The organism is Pseudomonas lactis (assembly GCF_001439845.1).
Classification (GTDB): domain Bacteria; phylum Pseudomonadota; class Gammaproteobacteria; order Pseudomonadales; family Pseudomonadaceae; genus Aquipseudomonas; species Aquipseudomonas lactis.
Map to the genome: position 1 here is coordinate 306,498 of NZ_JYLO01000001.1, position 21,099 is coordinate 327,596.

18 protein-coding genes and 2 pseudogenes are annotated in these 21,099 nt (G+C 61.1%); 11 read left to right on the top strand and 9 right to left on the bottom strand.

Features of this window, described 5'->3' with window-relative positions:
• Positions 1-107 precede the first annotated feature (107 nt).
• The 11 genes and pseudogenes from TX24_RS01285 (at position 108) to TX24_RS01335 (ending at position 13,831) form a co-directional block, all read left to right on the top strand.
• Positions 108-1,517 (top strand): amino acid permease, encoded by a 1,410-nt coding sequence (locus tag TX24_RS01285; RefSeq protein ID WP_003187846.1) that lies wholly within the window; start codon positions 108-110, stop codon positions 1,515-1,517.
• A 15-nt stretch (positions 1,518-1,532) separates the two neighbouring features.
• Positions 1,533-2,738 carry an imidazolonepropionase gene (hutI, locus tag TX24_RS01290; RefSeq protein WP_003187848.1) on the top strand — a complete coding sequence of 402 codons (1,206 nt, stop codon included), beginning with the start codon at positions 1,533-1,535 and terminating at the stop codon, positions 2,736-2,738.
• A 12-nt stretch (positions 2,739-2,750) separates the two neighbouring features.
• Positions 2,751-3,551: an N-formylglutamate deformylase gene (hutG, locus tag TX24_RS01295; protein ID WP_057709571.1), complete on the top strand. Its 801-nt coding sequence runs from the start codon at positions 2,751-2,753 to the stop codon at positions 3,549-3,551.
• A 487-nt stretch (positions 3,552-4,038) separates the two neighbouring features.
• Entirely contained in the window at positions 4,039-5,010 is a 972-nt protein-coding gene (gene pip, locus TX24_RS01300) for a prolyl aminopeptidase (protein ID WP_014716544.1), read from the top strand.
• Complete coding sequence (dtd, locus tag TX24_RS01305; RefSeq protein WP_003187854.1) at positions 5,007-5,444, top strand: D-aminoacyl-tRNA deacylase; 438 nt, start codon at positions 5,007-5,009, stop codon at positions 5,442-5,444. Before pip ends, dtd begins: the two co-directional genes overlap by 4 nt.
• Positions 5,445-5,710: 266 nt before the next feature.
• The gene (locus tag TX24_RS01310) at positions 5,711-7,447 is read left to right on the top strand and encodes a glucan biosynthesis protein G (protein ID WP_003187856.1); all 1,737 of its coding nucleotides are present in this window, start codon (positions 5,711-5,713) and stop codon (positions 7,445-7,447) included.
• Positions 7,440-10,018, top strand: a pseudogene (gene mdoH / locus TX24_RS01315) (glucans biosynthesis glucosyltransferase MdoH); the annotation flags it as partial. The gene TX24_RS01310 and the pseudogene mdoH, both read left to right, overlap by 8 nt.
• Before the next feature lie 178 nt (positions 10,019-10,196).
• A complete protein-coding gene (locus TX24_RS01320; RefSeq protein ID WP_034134698.1) occupies positions 10,197-10,997 on the top strand; it encodes a transporter substrate-binding domain-containing protein in 801 nt (266 codons plus the stop codon).
• A 219-nt stretch (positions 10,998-11,216) separates the two neighbouring features.
• Positions 11,217-12,014 (top strand): transporter substrate-binding domain-containing protein, encoded by a 798-nt coding sequence (locus tag TX24_RS01325; protein WP_032893985.1) that lies wholly within the window; start codon positions 11,217-11,219, stop codon positions 12,012-12,014.
• 130 nt (positions 12,015-12,144) lie between these two features.
• The gene (locus TX24_RS01330; protein ID WP_034134699.1) at positions 12,145-13,104 is read left to right on the top strand and encodes an amino acid ABC transporter permease; all 960 of its coding nucleotides are present in this window, start codon (positions 12,145-12,147) and stop codon (positions 13,102-13,104) included.
• Positions 13,097-13,831, top strand: coding sequence for an amino acid ABC transporter ATP-binding protein (locus TX24_RS01335; RefSeq protein ID WP_003187866.1), 735 nt, complete (start codon positions 13,097-13,099; stop codon positions 13,829-13,831). Before TX24_RS01330 ends, TX24_RS01335 begins: the two co-directional genes overlap by 8 nt.
• Positions 13,832-13,944: 113 nt before the next feature.
• Here TX24_RS01335 and TX24_RS01340 read toward each other — a convergent pair whose 3' ends face one another.
• From TX24_RS01340 to hisI, 9 genes and pseudogenes are all read right to left on the bottom strand, one after another.
• A complete protein-coding gene (locus TX24_RS01340) occupies positions 13,945-15,852 on the bottom strand; it encodes a methyl-accepting chemotaxis protein (protein WP_057709573.1) in 1,908 nt (635 codons plus the stop codon).
• Positions 15,853-15,987: 135 nt separating this feature from the next.
• Positions 15,988-16,860, bottom strand: a complete 873-nt coding sequence (locus TX24_RS32850) for a methyl-accepting chemotaxis protein (RefSeq protein WP_370694792.1) — start codon at positions 16,858-16,860, stop codon at positions 15,988-15,990.
• Positions 16,846-17,904 (bottom strand): annotated as a pseudogene (locus tag TX24_RS32855) (methyl-accepting chemotaxis protein); the annotation flags it as partial. The pseudogene TX24_RS32855 and the gene TX24_RS32850, both read right to left, overlap by 15 nt.
• Before the next feature lie 232 nt (positions 17,905-18,136).
• Positions 18,137-18,844: a 16S rRNA (uracil(1498)-N(3))-methyltransferase gene (locus TX24_RS01350; protein ID WP_003187872.1), complete on the bottom strand. Its 708-nt coding sequence runs from the start codon at positions 18,842-18,844 to the stop codon at positions 18,137-18,139.
• Positions 18,841-19,632 (bottom strand): twin-arginine translocase subunit TatC, encoded by a 792-nt coding sequence (gene tatC, locus TX24_RS01355; RefSeq protein WP_003187874.1) that lies wholly within the window; start codon positions 19,630-19,632, stop codon positions 18,841-18,843. Before tatC ends, TX24_RS01350 begins: the two co-directional genes overlap by 4 nt.
• Entirely contained in the window at positions 19,629-20,036 is a 408-nt protein-coding gene (gene tatB / locus TX24_RS01360) for a Sec-independent protein translocase protein TatB (RefSeq protein ID WP_003187876.1), read from the bottom strand. Before tatB ends, tatC begins: the two co-directional genes overlap by 4 nt.
• A 10-nt stretch (positions 20,037-20,046) precedes the next feature.
• Complete coding sequence (locus tag TX24_RS01365; protein ID WP_003187877.1) at positions 20,047-20,325, bottom strand: twin-arginine translocase TatA/TatE family subunit; 279 nt, start codon at positions 20,323-20,325, stop codon at positions 20,047-20,049.
• A gap of 26 nt (positions 20,326-20,351) precedes the next feature.
• Positions 20,352-20,684: a phosphoribosyl-ATP diphosphatase gene (locus tag TX24_RS01370; protein WP_003187881.1), complete on the bottom strand. Its 333-nt coding sequence runs from the start codon at positions 20,682-20,684 to the stop codon at positions 20,352-20,354.
• A 2-nt stretch (positions 20,685-20,686) separates the two neighbouring features.
• Complete coding sequence (gene hisI / locus TX24_RS01375) at positions 20,687-21,079, bottom strand: phosphoribosyl-AMP cyclohydrolase (RefSeq protein WP_003187884.1); 393 nt, start codon at positions 21,077-21,079, stop codon at positions 20,687-20,689.
• Positions 21,080-21,099: the final 20 nt, after the last annotated feature.

A 21,099-nucleotide genomic window follows, 5' to 3' on the forward strand; every position in this document is an offset into this window, starting at 1 on the left:
ACGCTCTGCGTCACCGCTCTTAAAGCGGACGCGGAGCGTCCAGGTCGGAGTTCCCACGCCGAGCGTGGGAACGATCTTCTCCTCATAAGAATAATTAGGGACGAGAAATGCACCAGCCAGAAAAAGGTTTGAAACGCGGGCTCAACGCCCGACATATTCGCTTCATGGCCCTGGGTTCCGCGATCGGCACCGGGTTGTTCTATGGCTCTGCCTCCGCCATCCAGATGGCCGGCCCGGCTGTGCTGCTGGCCTACCTGATCGGCGGCGCTGCGGTCTTCATGGTGATGCGCGCCCTCGGCGAGATGGCTGTGCACAACCCGGTGTCCGGCTCCTTCGGTCAGTACGCCAGCACCTACCTGGGGCCGATGGCCGGGTTTATCCTCGGTTGGACCTACGCCTTTGAAATGATCATCGTCTGCCTCGCCGACGTCACCGCGTTCGGCATCTACATGGGCTTCTGGTTTCCCGAAGTGGCCCGTTGGGTCTGGGTGCTTGGCATCGTGTTTTTGATCGGCGGCCTGAACCTGTGCAACGTCAAAGTCTTTGGCGAGATGGAGTTCTGGCTGTCGCTGCTCAAGGTCGGCGCCATCGTGGCGATGATCCTCGGCGGTTTTGGCATCATGCTGTTCGGCATTCACTCGGCAGGCGAAACCCAGGCCAGCGGTCTGAGCAACCTGTGGGCTCACGGCGGCTTCATGCCTAACGGCATCGGCGGGTTAATTGCCTCGTTTGCGGTGGTGATGTTCGCCTTTGGCGGCATCGAAATCATCGGCATCACCGCCGGTGAAGCCAAGGACCCGCAACGCGTGATCCCCAAGGCGATCAACGCGGTGCCGCTGCGTATATTGCTGTTCTACGTGCTGACCCTGTTCGTGTTGATGGCGATCTACCCGTGGCCGCAGATCGGCAGCCAGGGCAGCCCGTTCGTGCAGATCTTCAGCAACCTGGGGATTGGCTCGGCGGCGACTATCCTTAACATCGTGGTGATCTCGGCGGCGGTGTCGGCGATCAACAGCGACATCTTCGGCGCCGGCCGCATGATGTACGGCCTGGCTCAACAAGGGCAGGCGCCCAAGGGCTTCGCGCAATTGTCCAAACAAGGCGTGCCGTGGATGACCGTTGTAGTCATGGGCGCGGCCTTGCTCGGCGGCGTGGTGCTCAACTACCTGATCCCGGAAAACGTATTCCTGCTGATCGCCTCGATTGCCACCTTCGCCACCGTGTGGGTCTGGCTGATGATCCTGTTTACCCAGGTCGCCATGCGCCGCTCCATGACCAAGGCGCAGGTCGCCGAACTGAAATTCCCGGTGCCGTTCTGGCCCTATGCGCCGGCAGCGGCCATTGTGTTCATGCTGTTTGTGTTTGGTGTACTCGGTTACTTCCCGGACACCCAGGCGGCGTTGATGGTGGGCGCCGTGTGGATCGTGCTGCTGATCATCGCCTACTGGCTGTGGGTCAAGCCTGCCGCCGGGCAAACGGCCAAGGTCGATTACGACCCGGTTTTGTCTCATCGATAACTTAGGGAGGCGTTGATGAAAACGCTTTGGCAACACTGCCACGTCGCAACCATGGCCAACGGTAAATACTCGATCATCGAGGATGCCGCCATGGTGACTGCCGGCTCGCTCATCGAGTGGGTCGGCCCCCGCAGCCAGGCGCCGACGGCGGATTACACCCAGGTGCATGACCTGCAAGGCGCGTGGGTCACCCCCGGGCTGATCGATTGCCACACCCATACGGTGTTTGGTGGCAACCGCAGCGGCGAATTCGAGCAGCGCCTTGAAGGCGTCAGCTACGCCGAGATCGCGGCCAAGGGCGGCGGCATTGCCAGCACCGTGCGCGCAACCCGTGCGGCGAGCGAAGATGAGCTGTTCTTGAGTGCCGAAAAGCGCCTGCGTAGTTTGCTGCGTGACGGCGTGACCACGGTGGAGATCAAGTCCGGCTACGGCCTGGACCTGGCCAACGAACGCAAGATGTTGCGCGTGGCCCGGCGCCTGGGTGAAGCGCTGCCGGTCAGCGTGCGCGCCACGTGCCTGGCCGCCCACGCGTTGCCGCCGGAGTACAAAGACCGTGCCGACGACTACATTGAGCACATCTGCAAGGAGATGCTGCCGGCGCTGGCAGCAGAAGGGCTGGTGGATGCGGTGGATGCCTTCTGTGAATACTTGGCCTTTTCCCCCGAACAGGTCGAGCGCGTATTCAAGGTTGCCCAACAGCTTGGCTTGCCCGTGAAGCTGCACGCCGAGCAGCTCTCATCGCTGCACGGCTCCAGCCTGGCGGCGCGTTACCACGCGTTGTCGGCCGATCACCTGGAATTCATGACCGAAGAAGACGCCATCGCCATGGCCGCTGCCGGCACCGTCGCCGTGTTGCTGCCGGGCGCTTTTTACTTCCTGCGTGAAACCCAGTTGCCGCCCATGGACGCCCTGCGCAAGCACGGCGTGAAGATCGCCATCGCCAGCGACCTTAACCCCGGCACCTCGCCGGCGCTGTCGGTGCGGCTGATGCTGAACATGGCCTGCACCCTGTTTCGCATGACCCCGGAAGAAGCCCTGGCCGGCGCCACGCAACACGCGGCCACCGCTTTGGGCCTGGGCGATACCCATGGTTCGCTGGAAGTGGGCAAGGTCGCGGACTTTGTCGCCTGGCAGATCGACCGCCCCGCCGACCTGGCCTACTGGCTGGGTGGCGAACTGGATAAACGCGTCGTGCGCCACGGCGTCGACGTCACTGTTTGAGAGGATGCTGTTGTGGATAAGGTTCTGACATTCAAACAAGGCCGCGTACCGCTGCTGATCAGCATGCCCCACGCCGGCCTGCGCCTCACCCCTGCGGTCCAGGACGGGTTGATCCCCGAGGCGCAAAGCCTGCCGGACACCGACTGGCATATCCCCCTGTTGTATGACTTTGCCCAAGAGCTGGGCGCCAGCACCCTGGCAGCGGAGTACTCGCGGTTTGTCATCGACCTGAACCGGCCTTCCGACAACACGCCGCTATATGCCGGCGCTACTACCGGCCTGTACCCAGAGACGCTGTTCGACGGCATGCCGTTGTTCCGTGCAGGGCAAACGCCCTCCGACGAAGAGCGGGCCAGCTACCTGCAAAAAATCTGGGGGCCGTACCATCGCCAACTGCAAGAAGAACTGGCGCGCCTCAAGGCCGAATTCGGTTATGCGTTACTGTTCGACGCGCACTCGATCCGCTCGTTGATCCCGCACCTGTTTGACGGCAAATTGCCGGACCTCAATTTGGGTACTTTCAACGGCGCTGCGTGCGACCCGCAGCTGGCCAGCCAGCTGGAAGCCATCTGCGCTCAGCATCCGCAATACACCCATGTGTTGAATGGGCGCTTCAAGGGCGGCCATATCACCCGTCACTACGGCAACCCGGCGCAGGATATCCATGCGGTGCAGCTGGAGTTGTGTCAGAGCACCTATATGGAGGAGTTCGAACCGTTCCGTTATCGCCCTGATCTGGCCGAGCCGACGCAGGTGGTGTTGAGGCAGTTGCTGGAAGGACTGTTGACTTGGGGGCAGAAGCACTACCGGTAATTGTTGCTGCTGCTGCAATAGCTTTCGCGAGCAAGCCCGCTCCCACACTTGACCGCGCGCTATCATGAGAATGCGCTCCAAATGTGGGAGCTGGCTTGCCTGCGATAACGGTGGTTCAGCAACACTTTTATCAACTGACACACCGCCATCGCAGGCAAGCCAGCTCCCACACTGTCGCCAAGACTGAAGCTTCTACCCGCGATGACTCATCCCAGGCTCGCCTGCGCCAAACCTACAACCCCATGTGCTATCGCTCCGAAGCGCCTGATCCAGCAGAAGGCTGGCCCACGGTTGTTTGCGGGCTCGCGGCCAAGGCCAGAGGTGGATCGGCTGTATGACTATCTGCTCGGTTATCTGAGGCGCGAACTGCTGACACAGGTCTAAGTGCTCAAGGACATGCTCATTGCACAATTCGGGTTTATGATGCCAGACGGCAAAATAATAGACGTCCCCCCAGGGATGAACCCGACACCCTACGGAGCACGCAATGCAGACTTGGTACCCGCAGATCAAACCCTACGCCCGGCACGATCTGGCTGTCGATGACACCCACACCCTGTATGTCGATGAAAGTGGCTCCCCCGAAGGATTGCCTGTCGTGTTCATCCATGGCGGCCCCGGTTCCGGTTGCGACGCCCAGAGCCGCTGCTATTTCGACCCGAACCTCTACCATATTGTCACCTTCGACCAGCGTGGCTGTGGCCGCTCCACGCCAAGGGCGAGCCTGGAGAACAACACCACTTGGGACCTGGTCGCCGACCTTGAACGCATCCGCGAGCACCTGGGCATCGACAAGTGGGTGCTGTTCGGCGGCTCCTGGGGCTCGACCCTGGCCCTGGCCTACGCGCAAACCCATCCCGAGCGTGTGCTCGGCCTGATCGTGCGCGGCATCTTCCTCGCCCGGCCCCAGGATATTCGCTGGTTCTACCAGGAGGGCGCGAGCCGTCTGTTCCCGGATTACTGGCAGGACTACGTGGCCCCGATCCCGGTGGAGGAGCGCCACGATATGATTGCCGCTTACCACAAGCGGCTGACCGGCAATGACCAGATCGCCCAGATGCACGCGGCCAAAGCCTGGTCGGGCTGGGAAGGCCGCATGCTGGGCCTGTGCCCGAGCCCACAACATGTGGAGCGGTTTTCCGAGCCGCAGCGCGCCCTGTCCATCGCACGTATCGAGTGCCATTACTTCACCAACAACTCCTTCCTGGAACCCAACCAGCTGATTCGCGATATGCACAAGATCGCCCATCTGCCTGGCGTCATCATCCATGGCCGCTACGATATGATCTGCACGCTGGATAACGCCTGGGAGTTGCACCAGGCCTGGCCCAACAGCGAGTTGCAGGTGATCCGCGAGGCGGGGCATGCGGCATCCGAGCCGGGTATCACTGACGCGCTGGTACGCGCGACCGGCGAAATGGCTCGGCGCTTGCTCGACCTGCCGCCTGAAGAAGCATGAAGGGCCTGTTGCAGCGGGTGCGTGGCGCCCGGGTCGAGGTTGCGGGTGAGGTGGTAGGCTCAATCGACCAGGGTTTGCTGGTGCTGGTCGCCGTCGAGCCTTCAGATACGCCCGAAAGCGCCGACAAACTGCTGCACAAGCTGCTTAACTATCGGGTGTTCAGTGACGAGGAGGGCAAGATGAACCTCTCCCTCAAGGACATCGGCGGCGGTTTGCTGCTGGTGTCGCAGTTCACCTTGGCGGCGGATACCAAGAGCGGGCTGCGGCCCAGCTTCTCCACGGCGGCTCCACCGGCCCTGGGAGCGGCGCTTTTTGATCACTTGTTGTTACAAGCGCAACAATTGCATGGCAAGGTGGCGTCAGGGCGTTTTGGCGCTGATATGCAGGTGCACCTGGTCAATGATGGCCCTGTGACCTTCCTCTTACAGACATGAATGTATGAAAAGCGACGTTAATGCCTAAAAACGCAGGGTTTCGCTACAAATACTTCACTGTCCCTGATGCGTTGTCTCGCGGGCTACTAGATAATCGCGCGCTACGGGGATCAGCGTTGTTTGGTCCATTTTTGACTTAGGTAGAGCCTTGTCCGATGGCCTTTGGGGAATCATTTTGCCCTTGGGGAGTCGGAACATTGCTCGCCAACCTGGCATATAGATAGCTGGCCGTTGGTTTTTTGATCTGTTTTCGGCGAGGGTTGCTCGTGATTGTTAGTCCCTGTAATGCACCAAAATTGTCTGCCAAACGGTTACGAAACGCACTGGTGACGGGCTCTGCCCTGTTTTGCCTGTTCGGCGCGGGTCAACTGTGGGCGTTCAGTCTGGATGATGTGTCGGCCAAGGCGAAAGAGCTGGCCGGGCAGAAATACGAAGCTCCGCGCAGCAATTTGCCGAACGAATTCCGCGAAATGAAATTCGCTGACTACCAGAAGATTCGTTTCCGCAATGAAAAAGCCGAGTGGGCCGATCAGAACACCCCGTTCAAGCTGTCCTTCTATCACCAGGGGATGCATTTCGACACCCCGGTGAAAATCAACGAAGTCACCGCCGACAGCGTGCATGAAATCAAGTACGACCCGACGCGTTTCGATTTCGGCGATGTGAAATTTGATCCTAAAGCCACCGAACAGTTGGGTTACGCCGGTTTCCGTGTGCTTTTCCCGATCAACAAGGCCGACAAGCAAGACGAAATCATGACCATGCTCGGCGCCAGCTATTTCCGCGTCGTGGGCAAAGACCAGGTGTATGGCCTGTCTGCCCGTGGCATGGCGATCGACACTGCGTTGCCGTCTGGCGAAGAATTCCCGCGTTTCACCGAGTTCTGGATCGAGCGTCCAAAACCGGGTGACAAGCATCTGGTGATCTTTGCGCTGCTGGATTCGCCACGCGCCACTGGCGCCTACCGCCTGATCCTGCGCCCTGGCACCGATACCGTGGTGGACGTCAAATCCCAGATGTTCCTGCGTGACAAGGTCAGCAAACTGGGCGTTGCGCCGTTGACCTCGATGTTCCTGTTCGGCGCCAACCAGCCGTCCAAGGTCCTCAACTACCGTCGCGAGCTTCACGATTCCAGCGGCCTGTCGATCCACGCCGGCAATGGCGAGTGGATCTGGCGTCCACTGAACAACCCTAAACACCTATCGGTCAGCAACTTCAGCGTCGAGAACCCGCGTGGGTTCGGCCTGCTGCAGCGTGGTCGCAACTTCAGCCACTACGAAGACCTGGACGACAACTACGACAAGCGCCCGAGCGCCTGGATCGAACCTGAAGGCGATTGGGGCAAAGGCTCCGTCGACCTGGTCGAGATCCCGACTGCCGATGAGACCAACGACAACATCGTGGCCTTCTGGAGCCCGGCCGAGCTGCCGGAAGTCGGCAAGCCGCTGGACGTGGCCTACCGCCTGCACTGGACATTGGACGACGCGGCTTTCCATTCGCCAGACAGTGCCTGGGTCAAGCAGACCCTGCGCTCCACCGGTGACGTGAAGCAATCCAACCTGATCCGTCAGCCCGATGGCAGCGTGGCCTACCTGGTGGACTTCGAGGGCCCGTCCCTGAAGAAACTGCTGCCGGACGCTCCGGTACGTAGCCAGGTGAGCGTGGGTGATAACGCCGAACTGGTTGAAAACAGCGTGCGTTACAACGAACACACCAAAGGCTGGCGCCTGACCCTGCGTATGAAGATCAAGGACGCAAGCAAGCCGACCGAAATGCGTGCGGCGCTGGTGCAAGATATCGTGCAGCCTGAGCCTGAGTCGGTTTCCAACCATGTGCTCAAGGCCGACAAAGTCTTGGCCAAGCAGCATGAGAAGCAGGCCAAGAAAGACGCCAAGGACAAGGAAGCCAAACAGCCTGAGGCTGCCCCAGCCACACCGGAGCCGATCAAGACCGAGCAAGTCCTGACCGAAACCTGGAGCTATCAGTTGCCTGCCGATGAGTAATTCTCAAGTCAAGCCAGAGACTCTGTCCGAGTACCTGGCGCATCTACCCATGACGGCTGAGCAGCGCGCCGAGCTGGCGGGCTGCAAGTCCTTCAGCGAGTTGCACGAACGTCTGTCGTCCAAGACCTTCGACGCACCGGCCGACGCTGCCCAAGCGTCGGTTGGCCGCCGCTTGACCCTCAACAGCGCCGAAGAGCTGCAAGACGCCGAGATGCTGGCGCTCGATGCCAGCGGTCGTGTGTGCCTCAAGGCCACGCCGCCGATCCGCCGGACCAAAGTGGTGCCCGAGCCTTGGCGTACCAACATTCTGGTGCGCGGTTGGCGCCGGATGACCGGCCGCACCAACCCGCCCAAGACACCGAAAGACGAGCGGGTACTGCCGGCTGCGCGCTGGCGTACCGTGGGCTCGATCCGTCGTTACATCCTGTTGGTGCTGATGCTGGGCCAGACCATCGTGGCCGGCTGGTACATGAAAGGCATCATGCCGTACCAGGGCTGGTCGCTGGTCGACTTCGACGAAATTCGCAACCAGACCCTGCTGCAAACCGCTACCCAGGTACTGCCTTACGCACTGCAAACCAGCATCCTGATCATGTTCGGGATTCTGTTCTGCTGGGTGTCGGCTGGTTTCTGGACTGCGCTCATGGGCTTCCTGGAACTGCTGACTGGTCACGATAAATACCGTATCTCCGGTAAAAGTGCCGGTGACGAGCCGATTCCCAAGGATGCGCGCACCGCCCTGGTGATGCCGATCTGTAACGAAGACGTGCCGCGTGTATTCGCCGGTTTGCGTGCAACGTTCGAATCGGTGGCCGCGACCGGTGACCTGGATCGCTTCGATTTCTTCGTGCTCAGCGACAGTAACGACGCCGACATCTGCATCGCCGAACAGCAAGCCTGGCTCGACGTATGCCGCGAAGCCGGTGGTTTCGGCAAGATCTTCTATCGCCGTCGCCGCCGCCGCGTTAAGCGCAAGAGCGGCAACCTCGACGACTTCTGCCGTCGTTGGGGTGGTGACTACAAGTACATGGTCGTTCTTGACGCTGACTCTGTGATGAGCGGCGAGTGCCTGACCAGCCTGGTGCGCCTGATGGAAGCCACGCCGGATGCCGGGATTATCCAGACCGCGCCGCGTGCGTCGGGCATGGACACCCTGTATGCGCGCATGCAGCAGTTCGCTACCCGCGTATACGGCCCACTGTTTACCGCCGGCCTGCACTTCTGGCAGTTGGGTGAATCCCACTACTGGGGTCACAACGCTATTATCCGTATGAAGCCGTTTATCGAGCACTGCGCCCTGGCGCCGTTGCCAGGTAAAGGCGCGTTTGCCGGCGCGATTCTTTCCCACGACTTCGTTGAAGCCGCGCTGATGCGCCGCGCCGGCTGGGGCGTGTGGATTGCCTACGACCTGCCGGGCAGCTACGAAGAACTGCCGCCGAACCTGCTGGATGAACTCAAGCGTGACCGTCGCTGGTGCCACGGTAACCTGATGAACTTCCGCCTGTTCCTGGTTAAAGGCATGCACCCGGTGCACCGTGCGGTGTTCCTCACCGGCGTGATGTCTTACCTTTCGGCGCCGTTGTGGTTCTTCTTCCTGGTGCTGTCCACGGCCTTGCTGGCGGTGAACACGCTGATGGAACCGCAGTACTTCATGGCTCCGCGCCAGTTGTACCCGCTGTGGCCACAATGGCACCCGGACAAGGCGGTGGCGCTGTTCTCCACCACCATCGTGCTGTTGTTCCTGCCTAAACTGCTCAGCATCATCTTGATCTGGGCCAAGGGCGCCAAAGAGTTCGGTGGCAAGTTCAAGGTGACCCTGTCGATGCTGCTGGAGATGTTGTTCTCCATGCTGCTGGCGCCGGTGCGGATGATCTTCCACACCCGTTTCGTGCTCGCCGCGTTCCTCGGCTGGGCCGCTACCTGGAACTCGCCGCAACGTGATGACGACTCCACACCTTGGAGCGAGGCGGTCAAGCGCCACGGTCCGCAAACCGTGCTGGGCTTTTTGTGGGCGCTGCTGGTGGTGTGGCTGAACCCAAGCTTCCTGTGGTGGCTGGTGCCTATCGTCGGTTCGCTGATGCTGTCGATCCCGGTGTCGGTGATTTCCAGCCGGGTCAAGTTGGGCCTCAAGTCCCGCGACGAGAGCCTGTTCCTGATTCCTGAGGAATACAATCCGCCGCAAGCCCTGCTGTCGACCGAGAAGTACACCCACGAAAACCGTTGGCACGCCCTCAATGACGGCTTTGTGCGTTCGGTGGTCGACCCGCAGCAGAACGCCCTGGCCTGCGCCTTGGCGACCTCGCGGCACCGTGAGGCCGAGCCCATCGAGTACCTGCGCATGGAGCGGGTTCGCCACGCGTTGAAAGTCGGCCCGGCCGGCCTCAACAACAGCGAACGCCTGGCCTTGCTCAGCGACCCGGTGGCCCTGGCTCGCCTGCATGAGCAGGTGTGGAGCGAAGGCCATGCCGAGTGGCTCGGCGCTTGGCGTGCCTCGATCAAGGCTGATCCGCACGCGCCATTGCTGCCCCTGCAACCACAGTCGCCCCAGGCCCAACCGGCCTGATTCAGGCACCCCCGAAGGCTCACTTCGGGGGTGTTTCAAACGTTGGTCCTACAGCGTTTTTAGCCCCTTCCTTTTTATTCCTAACTCCTTGTTATTTCGAAACAAAAGACCTTTGTTCGAAGCGTATTGCCGTGCCTGCGGCTGGGTTAGGATCGCCCCCACATTGGACTCGCCACGGGGGCATTCATGATCAAAAGGTATTGTTTGGCATTGCTGATGGGCTTTTTCCTGGGGGGACATGCAGGCCTGCTTTACGCGGGCGCGCTGGACAACGCTGTGCGCCGTGGCGTACTTAAAGTCGGCACCACCCCCAATAACGTGCCGTTCGAAATGCTCGATAAGCAGGGACGCATCGTCGGCTTTGAAATTGACTTGCTCCACGCCATGAGCCGCGCGCTGGGCGTAGAACTTGAATTGGTAGCGGTGCCCTACACAGACTTACTGCCAGGGCTATTGGCGAACAAGTTTGATCTGATTGGCAGCGGCATGACGGTCACTCAAGAGCGCAACCTCAAGCTCAACTTCAGTGACTCGTTTATCGTGGTGGGCCAGACAGTGTTGCTGCATCCGCGCCTGGGCGGGCTGGTCGCCAGTATTGAAGAACTGGACGACGCCAGTTACCGCGTTGTTGCTACCCAAGGCACCACCGGCGAAGCCGCTGCACAGCGCTTTCTCGTATCTGCGCGGCTCAGCAGTGTGGCCAACCCGGAAGAAGGCGTGCGGCAGGTTTTAGAAGGCAAGGCCGATGCTTTTATCCATGATGCCCCCTACAACCTGATCGCAATGACTCGGCCGCAGAACAGCGCGTTGTTGGCGCTGGAACAACCCTTCACCTTTGAGCCCTTGGCGTTTGGCCTGAAAAAAGGTGATTACGACAGCCTCAATTGGATCAACCACTTTCTCAACCAGATCGCCCAGGACGGCACCTACGATCGCCTGCATGACAAGTGGTTAAGGGACACGGCCTGGATCGCCGAGATCGACTGATCGTCATAACTGCTTACACATCAACCCCTGATCGAGAGGCCGCGCTGAAGCGTCTGCGCCTGCGCTTCTCCGGGCCGCTGTCAGTGTTTTCCGACACACACCGATAACATTTACCGGTGAAACCTTTGTGGCGGACAACGAGTGGGTTAGGATCGCTCCCCGAAATGGCGCAGCCCTCTCGTGCGCCCACTTTATAAGAATCGTTCAGGGGTCTTGATGATGAAAAAGTATCTTTCGATGCTGATGCTTGGCGTCACCGCGCTGGTCGCTGCCACCGTGGCACAGGCCGGCGCCATTGATGAGGCGGTCAAGCGCGGCACGTTGAAAGTCGGCATGGACCCTACCTACATGCCGTTCGAGATGACCGACAAGCGCGGTGAAATCATCGGTTTCGAAGTCGACATCCTCAAGGCCATGGCCAAGTCCATGGGCGTCAAGCTAGAGCTGGTGTCCACCGGCTACGACGGCATCATCCCGGCCTTCCTGACCGGCAAGTTCGACATGATTGGCAGCGGCATGACCCTGACCCAGGAACGCAACCTGCGCCTGAACTTCAGCGAACCCTTCATCGTGGTCGGCCAGACGCTGCTGATCCGCAAGGAGCTGGAAGGCACCATCAAGTCCTACAAAGACCTGAACGACGAGAAATATCGCCTGACCTCCAAGCTCGGCACCACCGGTGAAATGGTTGCCAAAAAGCTGATCTCCAAAGCCAAGTACCACGGCTACGACAACGAGCAGGAAGGCGTGCTCGACGTGGTCAACGGCAAGGCTGACGCCTTCGTCTACGACGCGCCGTACAACGTGGTGGCCGAGAAAAAAGTCGGTAACGGCAAGCTGGTGTTCCTGGACGAACCCTTCACCTTTGAACCCCTGGCGTTCGGTTTGAAGAAAGGCGATTACGACAGCATCAACTTCATCAACAACTTCCTGCACCAGATCCGTAACGACGGCACCTACGATCGCATCCATGACAAGTGGTTCAAGAGCTCCGAGTGGCTCAAGGACATGGAATAAGGCCTGACACCGAGTTGCCTGTATCGCAGGCAAGCCAGCTCCCACATTTGACTGTATTCGCACATCAACCTGTGGGAGCGGGCTTGCCCGCGATGGCGGCCTATCAGGCGACACCTATGCGGAAAGTGAAATGAAACAGAAAAAAGCCCAATGGCCCTGGCACCTGCTGACGGTGGTCGTGCTGGTCGGCCTGGCGGGTGCCTTGTATTACGCCACCTCGTTGATGTCCTACGAGTGGCGCTGGAACCGCGTCCCACAGTACTTCGCCTATCAAGCCGAGACCTCCCAGCGCGCCGCGGATATTTCCACCGTGGTCGAACTGGTGCGCAACGGCGATACGGCCGAAGTCACCCTGCGCAACGACGCCGGGGTCGAGCAAAAGCTCACGGTTGCCGATAACAGCCTGCAAGTGGCACGCGGCGACGATGTGGCTGAAGGCGATGTGGTCGGCGTGACCCGGCAATGGGCACTGGGGCCGTTGATGTGGGGCTTGTGGACCACATTGTGGCTGTCGGTAGTGTCCGGCATCCTGGGCTTGGCGATTGGCTTGGCGACCGGGCTGTGCCGGCTGTCGAAAAACCCCACCTTGCGCGACCTGTCGACGATCTACGTCGAGCTGGTGCGCGGTACGCCGCTGCTGGTGCAGATCTTCATTTTCTATTTCTTTATCGGCACGGTACTCAACCTGTCCCGGGAGTTCGCCGGGATCGCCGCGCTGTCGTTGTTCACCGGTGCCTACGTGGCAGAAATTGTGCGCGCCGGCGTGCAGTCCATCACCCGAGGCCAGGATGAAGCGGCGCGCTCCCTGGGCTTGAGCGCCAGCCAGTCGATGCGCCATGTGGTATTGCCGCAGGCGTTCAAGCGCGTGTTGCCACCACTGGCCGGGCAATTTATCAGCCTGGTCAAGGACACGTCCCTGGTGTCGGTGATCGCGATTACCGAGTTGCTCAAGAGCGGCCGCGAGGTGATCACCACCTCGTTCTCGCCATTTGAAATCCTGTTCTGTGTGGCGGGCTTGTACCTGCTGATCAACCTGCCGCTGTCGAAGATGGCCAGCCGGCTTGAGCGGAGGCTCGCCCAAAGTGATTGAAGTGCGCGATCTGGTAAAAGTCTTCGATACCCGTGGGCAAGTGGTGCGCGCGGTGGATCATGTCACCACTCAAGTGGCCAAGGGCGAGGTGCTGGTGGTGATCGGCCCCTCGGGCTCCGGCAAGTCCACCTTCCTGCGCTGCCTTAATGGGTTGGAGGAATTCGATTCGGGTTCGGTGAGCATCGACGGCCTGCAACTGGCCGACCCGAAGACCGACGTGAATGCCTACCGCCGAGAAGTGGGCATGGTGTTCCAGCACTTCAACCTGTTCCCCCACATGACCGTGCTGGAAAACCTGTGCCTGGCGCAAAAGGTCGTGCGCAAGCGCGGCAAGCCAGAGCGCGAGGCCAAGGCCCTGGCGCTGTTGGAAAAGGTCGGCATCGCGCAGAAGGCCCACGAGTTTCCATCGCGCCTGTCTGGCGGCCAGCAGCAGCGCGTCGCCATTGCCCGGGCCCTGGCGATGGAGCCCAAGGTGATGCTGTTTGACGAGCCCACCTCGGCCCTCGACCCGGAAATGGTCGGTGAAGTGCTGGACGTGATGAAGACCTTGGCCCTGGAAGGCATGACCATGGTGTGCGTCACCCACGAGATGGGCTTTGCCCGGGAAGTGGCAGACCGGGTGTTGTTTTTCGACCACGGCAAACTGCTGGAAGACGCCGCCCCGGTCGAATTCTTCAATGCGCCAAAAGACCCCCGCGCCCAAGCCTTCCTGCGCCAGGTCCTATGACTGTAGGAGCGAGCTTGCTCGCGAAAAACGTCAACGATAACGCCACGCACCCTGAATGAACGCGGCGGCCTTGGGTTTTTCGCGAGCAAGCTCGCTCCTACAGGGGTGGTGTTTCAGAGCTTGAATTTGGCGACCAGCGTCTGCAAATCCAGGCTCAACCGCGTCAACTGAACACTCGCCGCCGCTGTTTCCTCGCTGGCGGCGGCGGTCTGTTCCGACACGTCCCGCACCTTCAACACACTGCGATTGATCTCCTCGGCCACCGCGCTTTGCTGTTCCGCCGCGGCGGCGATCTGCGGGTTCATTTCCTGGATAACCGAGACCGTGCGGGCAATGGCGATCAGGGCGTCGCCGGCGTCGCGGGTCAGGGCGACGCTGTTGTCGGTCAGGTTGCGGCTGCTGTCCATGATGTCCGCCACCTGTTGGGTGCCGTTATGCAGGCCGAGGATCAGCCCTTCGATCTCCTCGGCCGATTCCTGAGTGCGTTGGGCCAGGCTGCGCACTTCGTCGGCGACCACCGCAAAGCCTTGGCCGGCAGTGCCCGCACGCGCCGCTTCAATGGCGGCGTTCAGGGCTAGCAGGTTGGTCTGCTGAGACACGGACTTGATCACGTCCAGCACACTGGCGATCTTCTGGCTCTCCTGTTGCAACGCGAGCATCGCACGGCCCGACAGCGCCATTTCACTGGCCAGGTTGCCAATCTGCTCCACGGCCTGGGTGACCACCTGCTCACCGGCGCCGGCCTGCTGGTCGGCTTCATTGGCTGCCACCGAGGCGCGTTCGGCATGGCGCGCCACTTCCTGGGCAGTGGCGAGCATTTCATTCATTGCCGTCGCCACCTGGTCGGTTTCGTCTTTCTGCTCGTTGAGACCGCTGCGGGTCTGCTCGGTGACCGTGGATAACTGTGTAGCCGCCCCGGCGATCTGCCGGGCGCTGTCGCCGATACTGCTGATCAGGCTACGCAGGCTGCGGGTCATTTGCCCGATGCTTTGCTGCAACTGGCCGAGTTCGTCGCGACGGTCTACAGGCATGTCATGGCTAAGGTCGCCCTCGGCAACACGGTGGGCAGCGCTGAGGATTTCCCGCAGTGGCACCGCAATCTGCCGGGCAATCCACCAGGCGGCCAGCGCGCCGAGTGCCAGGGCCGCCACCGTCACACTGATCAGCAATGTACGGGTGTGGTCCGCCTCGTCGTTACGCTTGGCGTTCTGGCTCTGGCTCAACAGGTTACTGCTTTCACGCAGGTTATTGAGTTGCTGTTCGAAGCGGTTTTGCACGGTTTCCACGTTGAGCTGGGCTTCCTTGAGCTTGGTCAGTTGCTCTCGATAATTGGCCAGGTCGGTCCTGAGCAGTGCCGAGTCGACTGGCAGCGCTGTGACTGCCGCTTGCGCGATCTCCAGGGCGTCAAGCGCCTTGCCGAGGGTCTCTGCATAAGTTGCCAGCGATTGCGCGGCCCAGGCGGGGCTCTGGGCTCGATCTTCGGCCAGCTCCATGGCTTGACGCAGTTGCTCGATGGCGTCCAGAGCCTTTTCGTCGTTCTGGTCAGGCAAGTCACTGGCAAATTGGGCGAGGGTATCGCTGGCTTGCAGGGCAATTTTCTTCAGGTCCGGGCGCAGGCGCTCGCGCTGCTCGACCAAGGGCGGAAGTTGCGCCAGAGCTGCCTTGAAGCCGTTGGCGAGGCTCATGGCGTCCTCGAGTCGCTGCACGTCAGTCGGGTCTTTCAGGCGGTTTGAAAGGGCGGCCAGGTGCTGGTCGATCCGTTCAATCTTCGCGGCCATTTTGCCCAGGCTATCGCTGTCTGTGAGGGTGCGGTACACGATGCGGTCGGCGCGCATGGCCTCGGCATCCACCGCCAGTTGCCCCAGGGTCGTCAGGCTGTCGGATCGGTAAAGCACGGCGTTCAAGGCTTGCCAGCCCGTAGCGGCAATCAGGAAGCTGAGGATCAGCACTTGGCCAAACCCCAGGGCGAGTTTGAGGCGGACGCTGGCATTGACCAGCACGCGGGTCAGCCGAGAAAACATGGTGAACCTCCGAATCAGAGAAAGCGTTTCGCGACACCTGCAACGCTAATTCGATTCGGGCCTGTGGAGGGCTGATAACTGCGTAGGAAATTTCACAAGATGCGGCGGCTTTGGTAAGCCGCCGCGTAGGGTAATTCAGACTCGGAAGCGCCCGACCAGGGTCTGCAGGTAGATCCCCAGGCGCGCCAGTTCGGCACTGGAGGACGCAGTTTCTTCGCTGGCCGACGAGGTTTGCTCGGAGATGTCGCGCACATTCAACACGCTGCGGTTGATCTCTTCAGCCACGGCGCTTTGCTGCTCGGCGGCGGTGGCAATCTGCGAGTTCATCGCCTGGATGGTCGAGACGGTGCGGGTGATATTGCCCAGCGCGTGGCCGGCGCGGCGCGTCAGCTCAACACTGCTCTCGGTCAGCCCGCGGCTGTTGTCCATGATGGTTGCCACCTGCTGGGTACCGCTTTGCAGGCCGACGATCAGCTCTTCGATCTCTTCGGTGGACTTCTGCGTGCGCTGGGCCAGGCTGCGTACTTCATCGGCCACCACGGCAAAGCCACGCCCGGCTTCACCGGCACGCGCCGCCTCGATGGCGGCGTTAAGGGCCAGCAGGTTGGTCTGTTGGGCCACGGATTTGATCACGTCGAGCACACTGCCGATCTTGTCGCTTTCGCGCTTGAGTTCACCCATGGCCACCGTGGAATTACCCACTTCGGTGGCCAGGCGCTCGATCTGGGCGATGGCTTCCCCCACCACCTGGTCGCCTTCACGGGCTTGCTGGTCGGCAGCCACGGCGGCTTCCGAGGCCTCTTCGGCGTTGCGCGCCACTTCCTGCACGGTGGCGGCCATTTCGTTCATGGCGGTGGCCACCTGGTCGGTCTCGACCTTTTGGCTGTTGACCCCGGCGCTGGTTTGTTCGGTCACGGCTGATAACTGCTCGGCGGCGCTGGCGATCTGGGTGACGCCGTCGCTGATCCCGCCGATCAACTCACGCAGGCCCACGGTCATGCTTTGCATGGCGCGCTGCAATTGGCCCAGTTCGTCCTGGCGACCCGATTCCAGGTTGTGGCTCAGGTCGCCGGAGGCTACGCGCTCGGCGACTTTGAGGGTCTGGTTCAGCGGGATGACGATCTGGCGGGTAATGGCCCAGGCCGCGAAGATGCCGACGATCAGCGCCAGCACGGTGGCAAGCAGCAACAAGTATTTGGCTTGCGCGGCATCTGCGTCACGCACGGCGGTCTGGGAGACGGTGAGCTTTTCGCTGTGGCCCAGCAGGATGTCGCCTTGGGCGATCATGGTCTTCAGCGCAGCCGCGCTGGCGATCTGGGAATCGCGATACTGGCTGACAGCGGCGCGGTAGGCTTGCAGTGATGCCCCGGCTTCTTGCAGATTGGCCTGGTATTGCGCAGGCAACTGGCCTTGCAGCTCGGTGATTTTCTTCAGGGCGTTGTCGATGGCATCCAGGGCCGGTTGCTCGGCTTCGACCTTGCCGCTGTAGGTGTAGCCGCGTACCTGAAAGCGCGATTGCTGGATCAGCTTGCTCTGCTCGACCACGCTGTTGAACTGGGCAACGCTGTCACCTTGCAGCAGGGCTTTTTCGATTTCGTTGATCTTGACGACGGCATTGTCGGCAGTGTCGCCGAGTTTGCTGCGCGCGCCCTCACGCTTGAGACCCGCCTGGACCATGGCGGCGAAGGCCTTTTTGTATTGGTTCAAGGCTTCCTGCTGTTGCTCGACCAGGGCTTTGTCGTCAGGTTGCTCGATCAGCTCGGACGCGGTCTTCAGGCCGCTGTCGAGGTGGGCGAGCAGGCCGTCGACCTTGTCCGTGCCTTGCTCGCCACGGCGCATGTCGAAGTCCAGGCGTGCCAGGCGCAGGTCTTTGCTCAGGCCATTGAGGCTGGAAATAAAGCCCAGCTTGTCGCCGCGACTGATCACGTCCCCCAGGCCGGTCCAGCCGGTAAAGGTGATCAACAGCGTCAGGAGCAACACCAGGCCAAAGCCCACACTCAGCTTGCGGTTGACGCTTACATTCCCCAACTTCTCGGCTAACCAACGATACATGCTGCGAACTCCCCTGGAACAAGGCTTGGACTTATTCAAAGGCTATCGGCAACGCACGGGGATACTTGATCGTTCCCACGCTCTGGTGATCGTTCCCACGCTCTGCGTGGGAATGAATGGCGTGACGCTCTGCGTCACAAGGGCGGACGCAGAGCGTCCTGAGCGGCATTCCCACGCAGAGCGTGGGAACGATCACCCGATCACTAGAGCGTGGGAACGATCAGTCGGGGGGTTAGAACAGGCGGGCGAGCAGGGCCGTTACGGCGGTTTCGACGCGCAAAATACGCGCACCCAACTGCACCGGCTGCAAACCGGCCTTGGTCAGCAGGTCCACTTCATAGGGAATCCAGCCGCCTTCCGGGCCGATCGCCAGGGTTACCGGTTCTTCCAGGGCTCGAGGGCAGGCCGGGTAATCGCCCGGATGGCCGATCAGGCCCAGAGTGCCAGTCGCCATGGCCGGCAGCCGGTCTTCGACAAATGGCTTGAAGCGTTTCTCGATAATGATCTCGGGCAGCAGCGTGTCCCGCGCTTGCTCCAGGCCGAGGATCAGTTGCTCGCGCACCGCTTCAGGCTCCAGGAACGGGGTTTGCCAGAAGCTTTTTTCCACCCGGTAACTGTTGACCAATACCACCTTGGGCACGCCCATGGCCGCCACTGTTTGCAGCACCCGGCGTAGCATCTTCGGGCGGGGCAGGGCCAGCAGCAAGGTCAGGGGCAGTTTGCTCGGCGGCGGTTGGTCGAAGCTCACTTGCAGTTCGGCTTCGGCGGCTTCCAGGCGCAGCAATTGGGCATTGCCCATCAGCCCGCCAATGCGGCCCACGCGCAGGGTGTCGCCGACGGCGGCGCGGTGAACCTCCTGCATATGCACCAGGCGCCGATCACGCAGCACGACGCGGTCGGCCGCGATAAAGTCGGCCTCTTCGAGTAGCAGCAGGTTCACGGCTGGGTCGCTGGCGGCTGGTCGTCGTCGACAGGCGCGTCATCCGGGTGTTCGCCACGCTTGCTGATCAAGCCGCTGAACAGGATGCCCACTTCGAACAGCATCCACATCGGCACGGCCAGCAAGGTCTGGGAGAATATGTCCGGCGGCGTGAGGATCATGCCGACCACGAAGCAGCCGATGATCACGTACGGGCGGATCTTCTTCAGGTACTTGACGTCGACCACGCCGATCCACACCAGCAACACCACCGCCACCGGGATTTCGAACGCCACGCCAAAGGCGAAGAACAGCGTCATCACGAAATCGAGGTAGCTGGTGATATCAGTCATCATTTCCACACCAGCCGGGGTGGCAGCGGCGAAGAACTTGAAGATCAGCGGGAACACCAGGAAGTAGGCGAAGGCCATGCCGGTGTAGAACAGCAGGATGCTCGATACCAGCAACGGCACGGCGATGCGCTTCTCATGCTTGTACAGGCCCGGCGCGATAAAGCCCCATATCTGATGCAGGATCACTGGGATCGCCAGGAACAGCGAGACCATCATGGTCAGCTTCAACGGCGTCAGGAACGGCGACGACACATCGGTGGCAATCATCGTCGCGCCGGCCGGCAGGTACTGGCGCAGGGGCGTCGAGACGAAGGTGTAGATCTGCTGGGTAAAGGCGAACAGCCCGGCAAAGATGATGAAGATCGCCGCCACGCAACGCAGCAGGCGGGTACGCAGCTCGGTGAGGTGCGAGACCAGCGGCATATGCTGGTCGTTTTCCGGTTTATCAGCGCTCATGGGGCTCGCGGCGGCAATGTAGGGTCATGGGGTGCGGGCGACGCAACGGGCGTCGGCGCGGGCGTCGTTGGGGCGGGCGCTGCAGGAGCAGCGTCGGCCACAGGGGCTGGCGCGATGCTGTGCTCGGCCACCGGCGTGACCGGCTTGGCCGGCTCTTGCACCGGGGACAGAATCTTGCGGGCTTCCTGCTCCAACGAGAGGATGTGTTCGTTGTGCAATTGCCGACGGATTTCGTCGGCACCGATTTCCCGTTCAACTTCCTGTTTGATCGCGTTGAAACTGCGTTTTAGACGCCCGATCCACAAGCCGGCGGTGCGTGCGGCACCGGGCAGGCGCTCCGGCCCCAGTACCAGCAGGGCCACCAGGCCGACGAGCAGCAGTTCAGAGAAGCTGATACCAAACATTAGTCAGTGCTCACGAGTCTTTGCGGGTCGGCTCTTGGACCTTTTCAGCCTGAACGTCGAAGGTACGGCGTTCGGTGATCGGCTGGGTGGCCTGCGGGTGAACAGGCTGGGCCGGTGGCACCGGGTTGGCGCTTGGCTCGGCTGGCTTTTCATCATCGTTCATGGCTTTGCGAAAACCCTTGATCGACTCGCCCACGTCGGTGCCCAGGTTCTTGAGTTTCTTGGTACCGAACACCAATACCACCACCACCAGAATGACGATCCAGTGTTTCCAGTCAAAAATGCCCATGCTTCAAATCCTCAAGTCTTAGTTATTCAGGCGGACGGGCGCGAGGCCTTTTCGGCGTGTCCGGACAAGCCGAAGCGACGGTCCAGTTCATCCAGCACGGCCTGTGGGTGCTGCCCCAGTTGGGCGAGCATCACCAGGCTATGGAACCACAAGTCTGCGGTCTCATAGATTACATCGCTGTAATCACCGCTGATTTGCGCGTCCTTGGCCGCAATGATGGTCTCGACGGATTCTTCGCCGAGTTTTTCCAGAATCTTGTTCAGACCCTTGTGGTACAGGCTGGCGACGTAGGAGCTGTCGGCATCCGCGCCTTTGCGGTCTTCCAGCACCTGGGCCACACGGTTCAGGGTATCGCTCATGTTCAGTGTCCTGCTGGGTAGATGGCGTGCGGGTCTTTGAGCACCGGCTCCACAACCTTCCATTCGCCATTCTCGAACACGCGATAGAAGCAACTGTGGCGGCCAGTGTGGCAGGCGATGCCGCCGATCTGTTCGACCTTGAGGATCACCACGTCGGCATCGCAGTCCAGGCGCAGCTCGTGCAGGGTCTGCACATGCCCGGATTCTTCGCCCTTGCGCCACAGTTTGCCACGCGAACGTGACCAGTAGATGGCGCGCTGCTCGGCGGCGGTGAGGCTCAGGGCCTCGCGGTTCATCCAGGCCATCATCAGCACGCGCCCGGTCTTGTAGTCCTGGGCAATGGCCGGCACCAGGCCGTCACTGTCCCACTTGATCTCATCCAGCCAGTCTTTCATGTTCGGCTCCGGCAATTTGC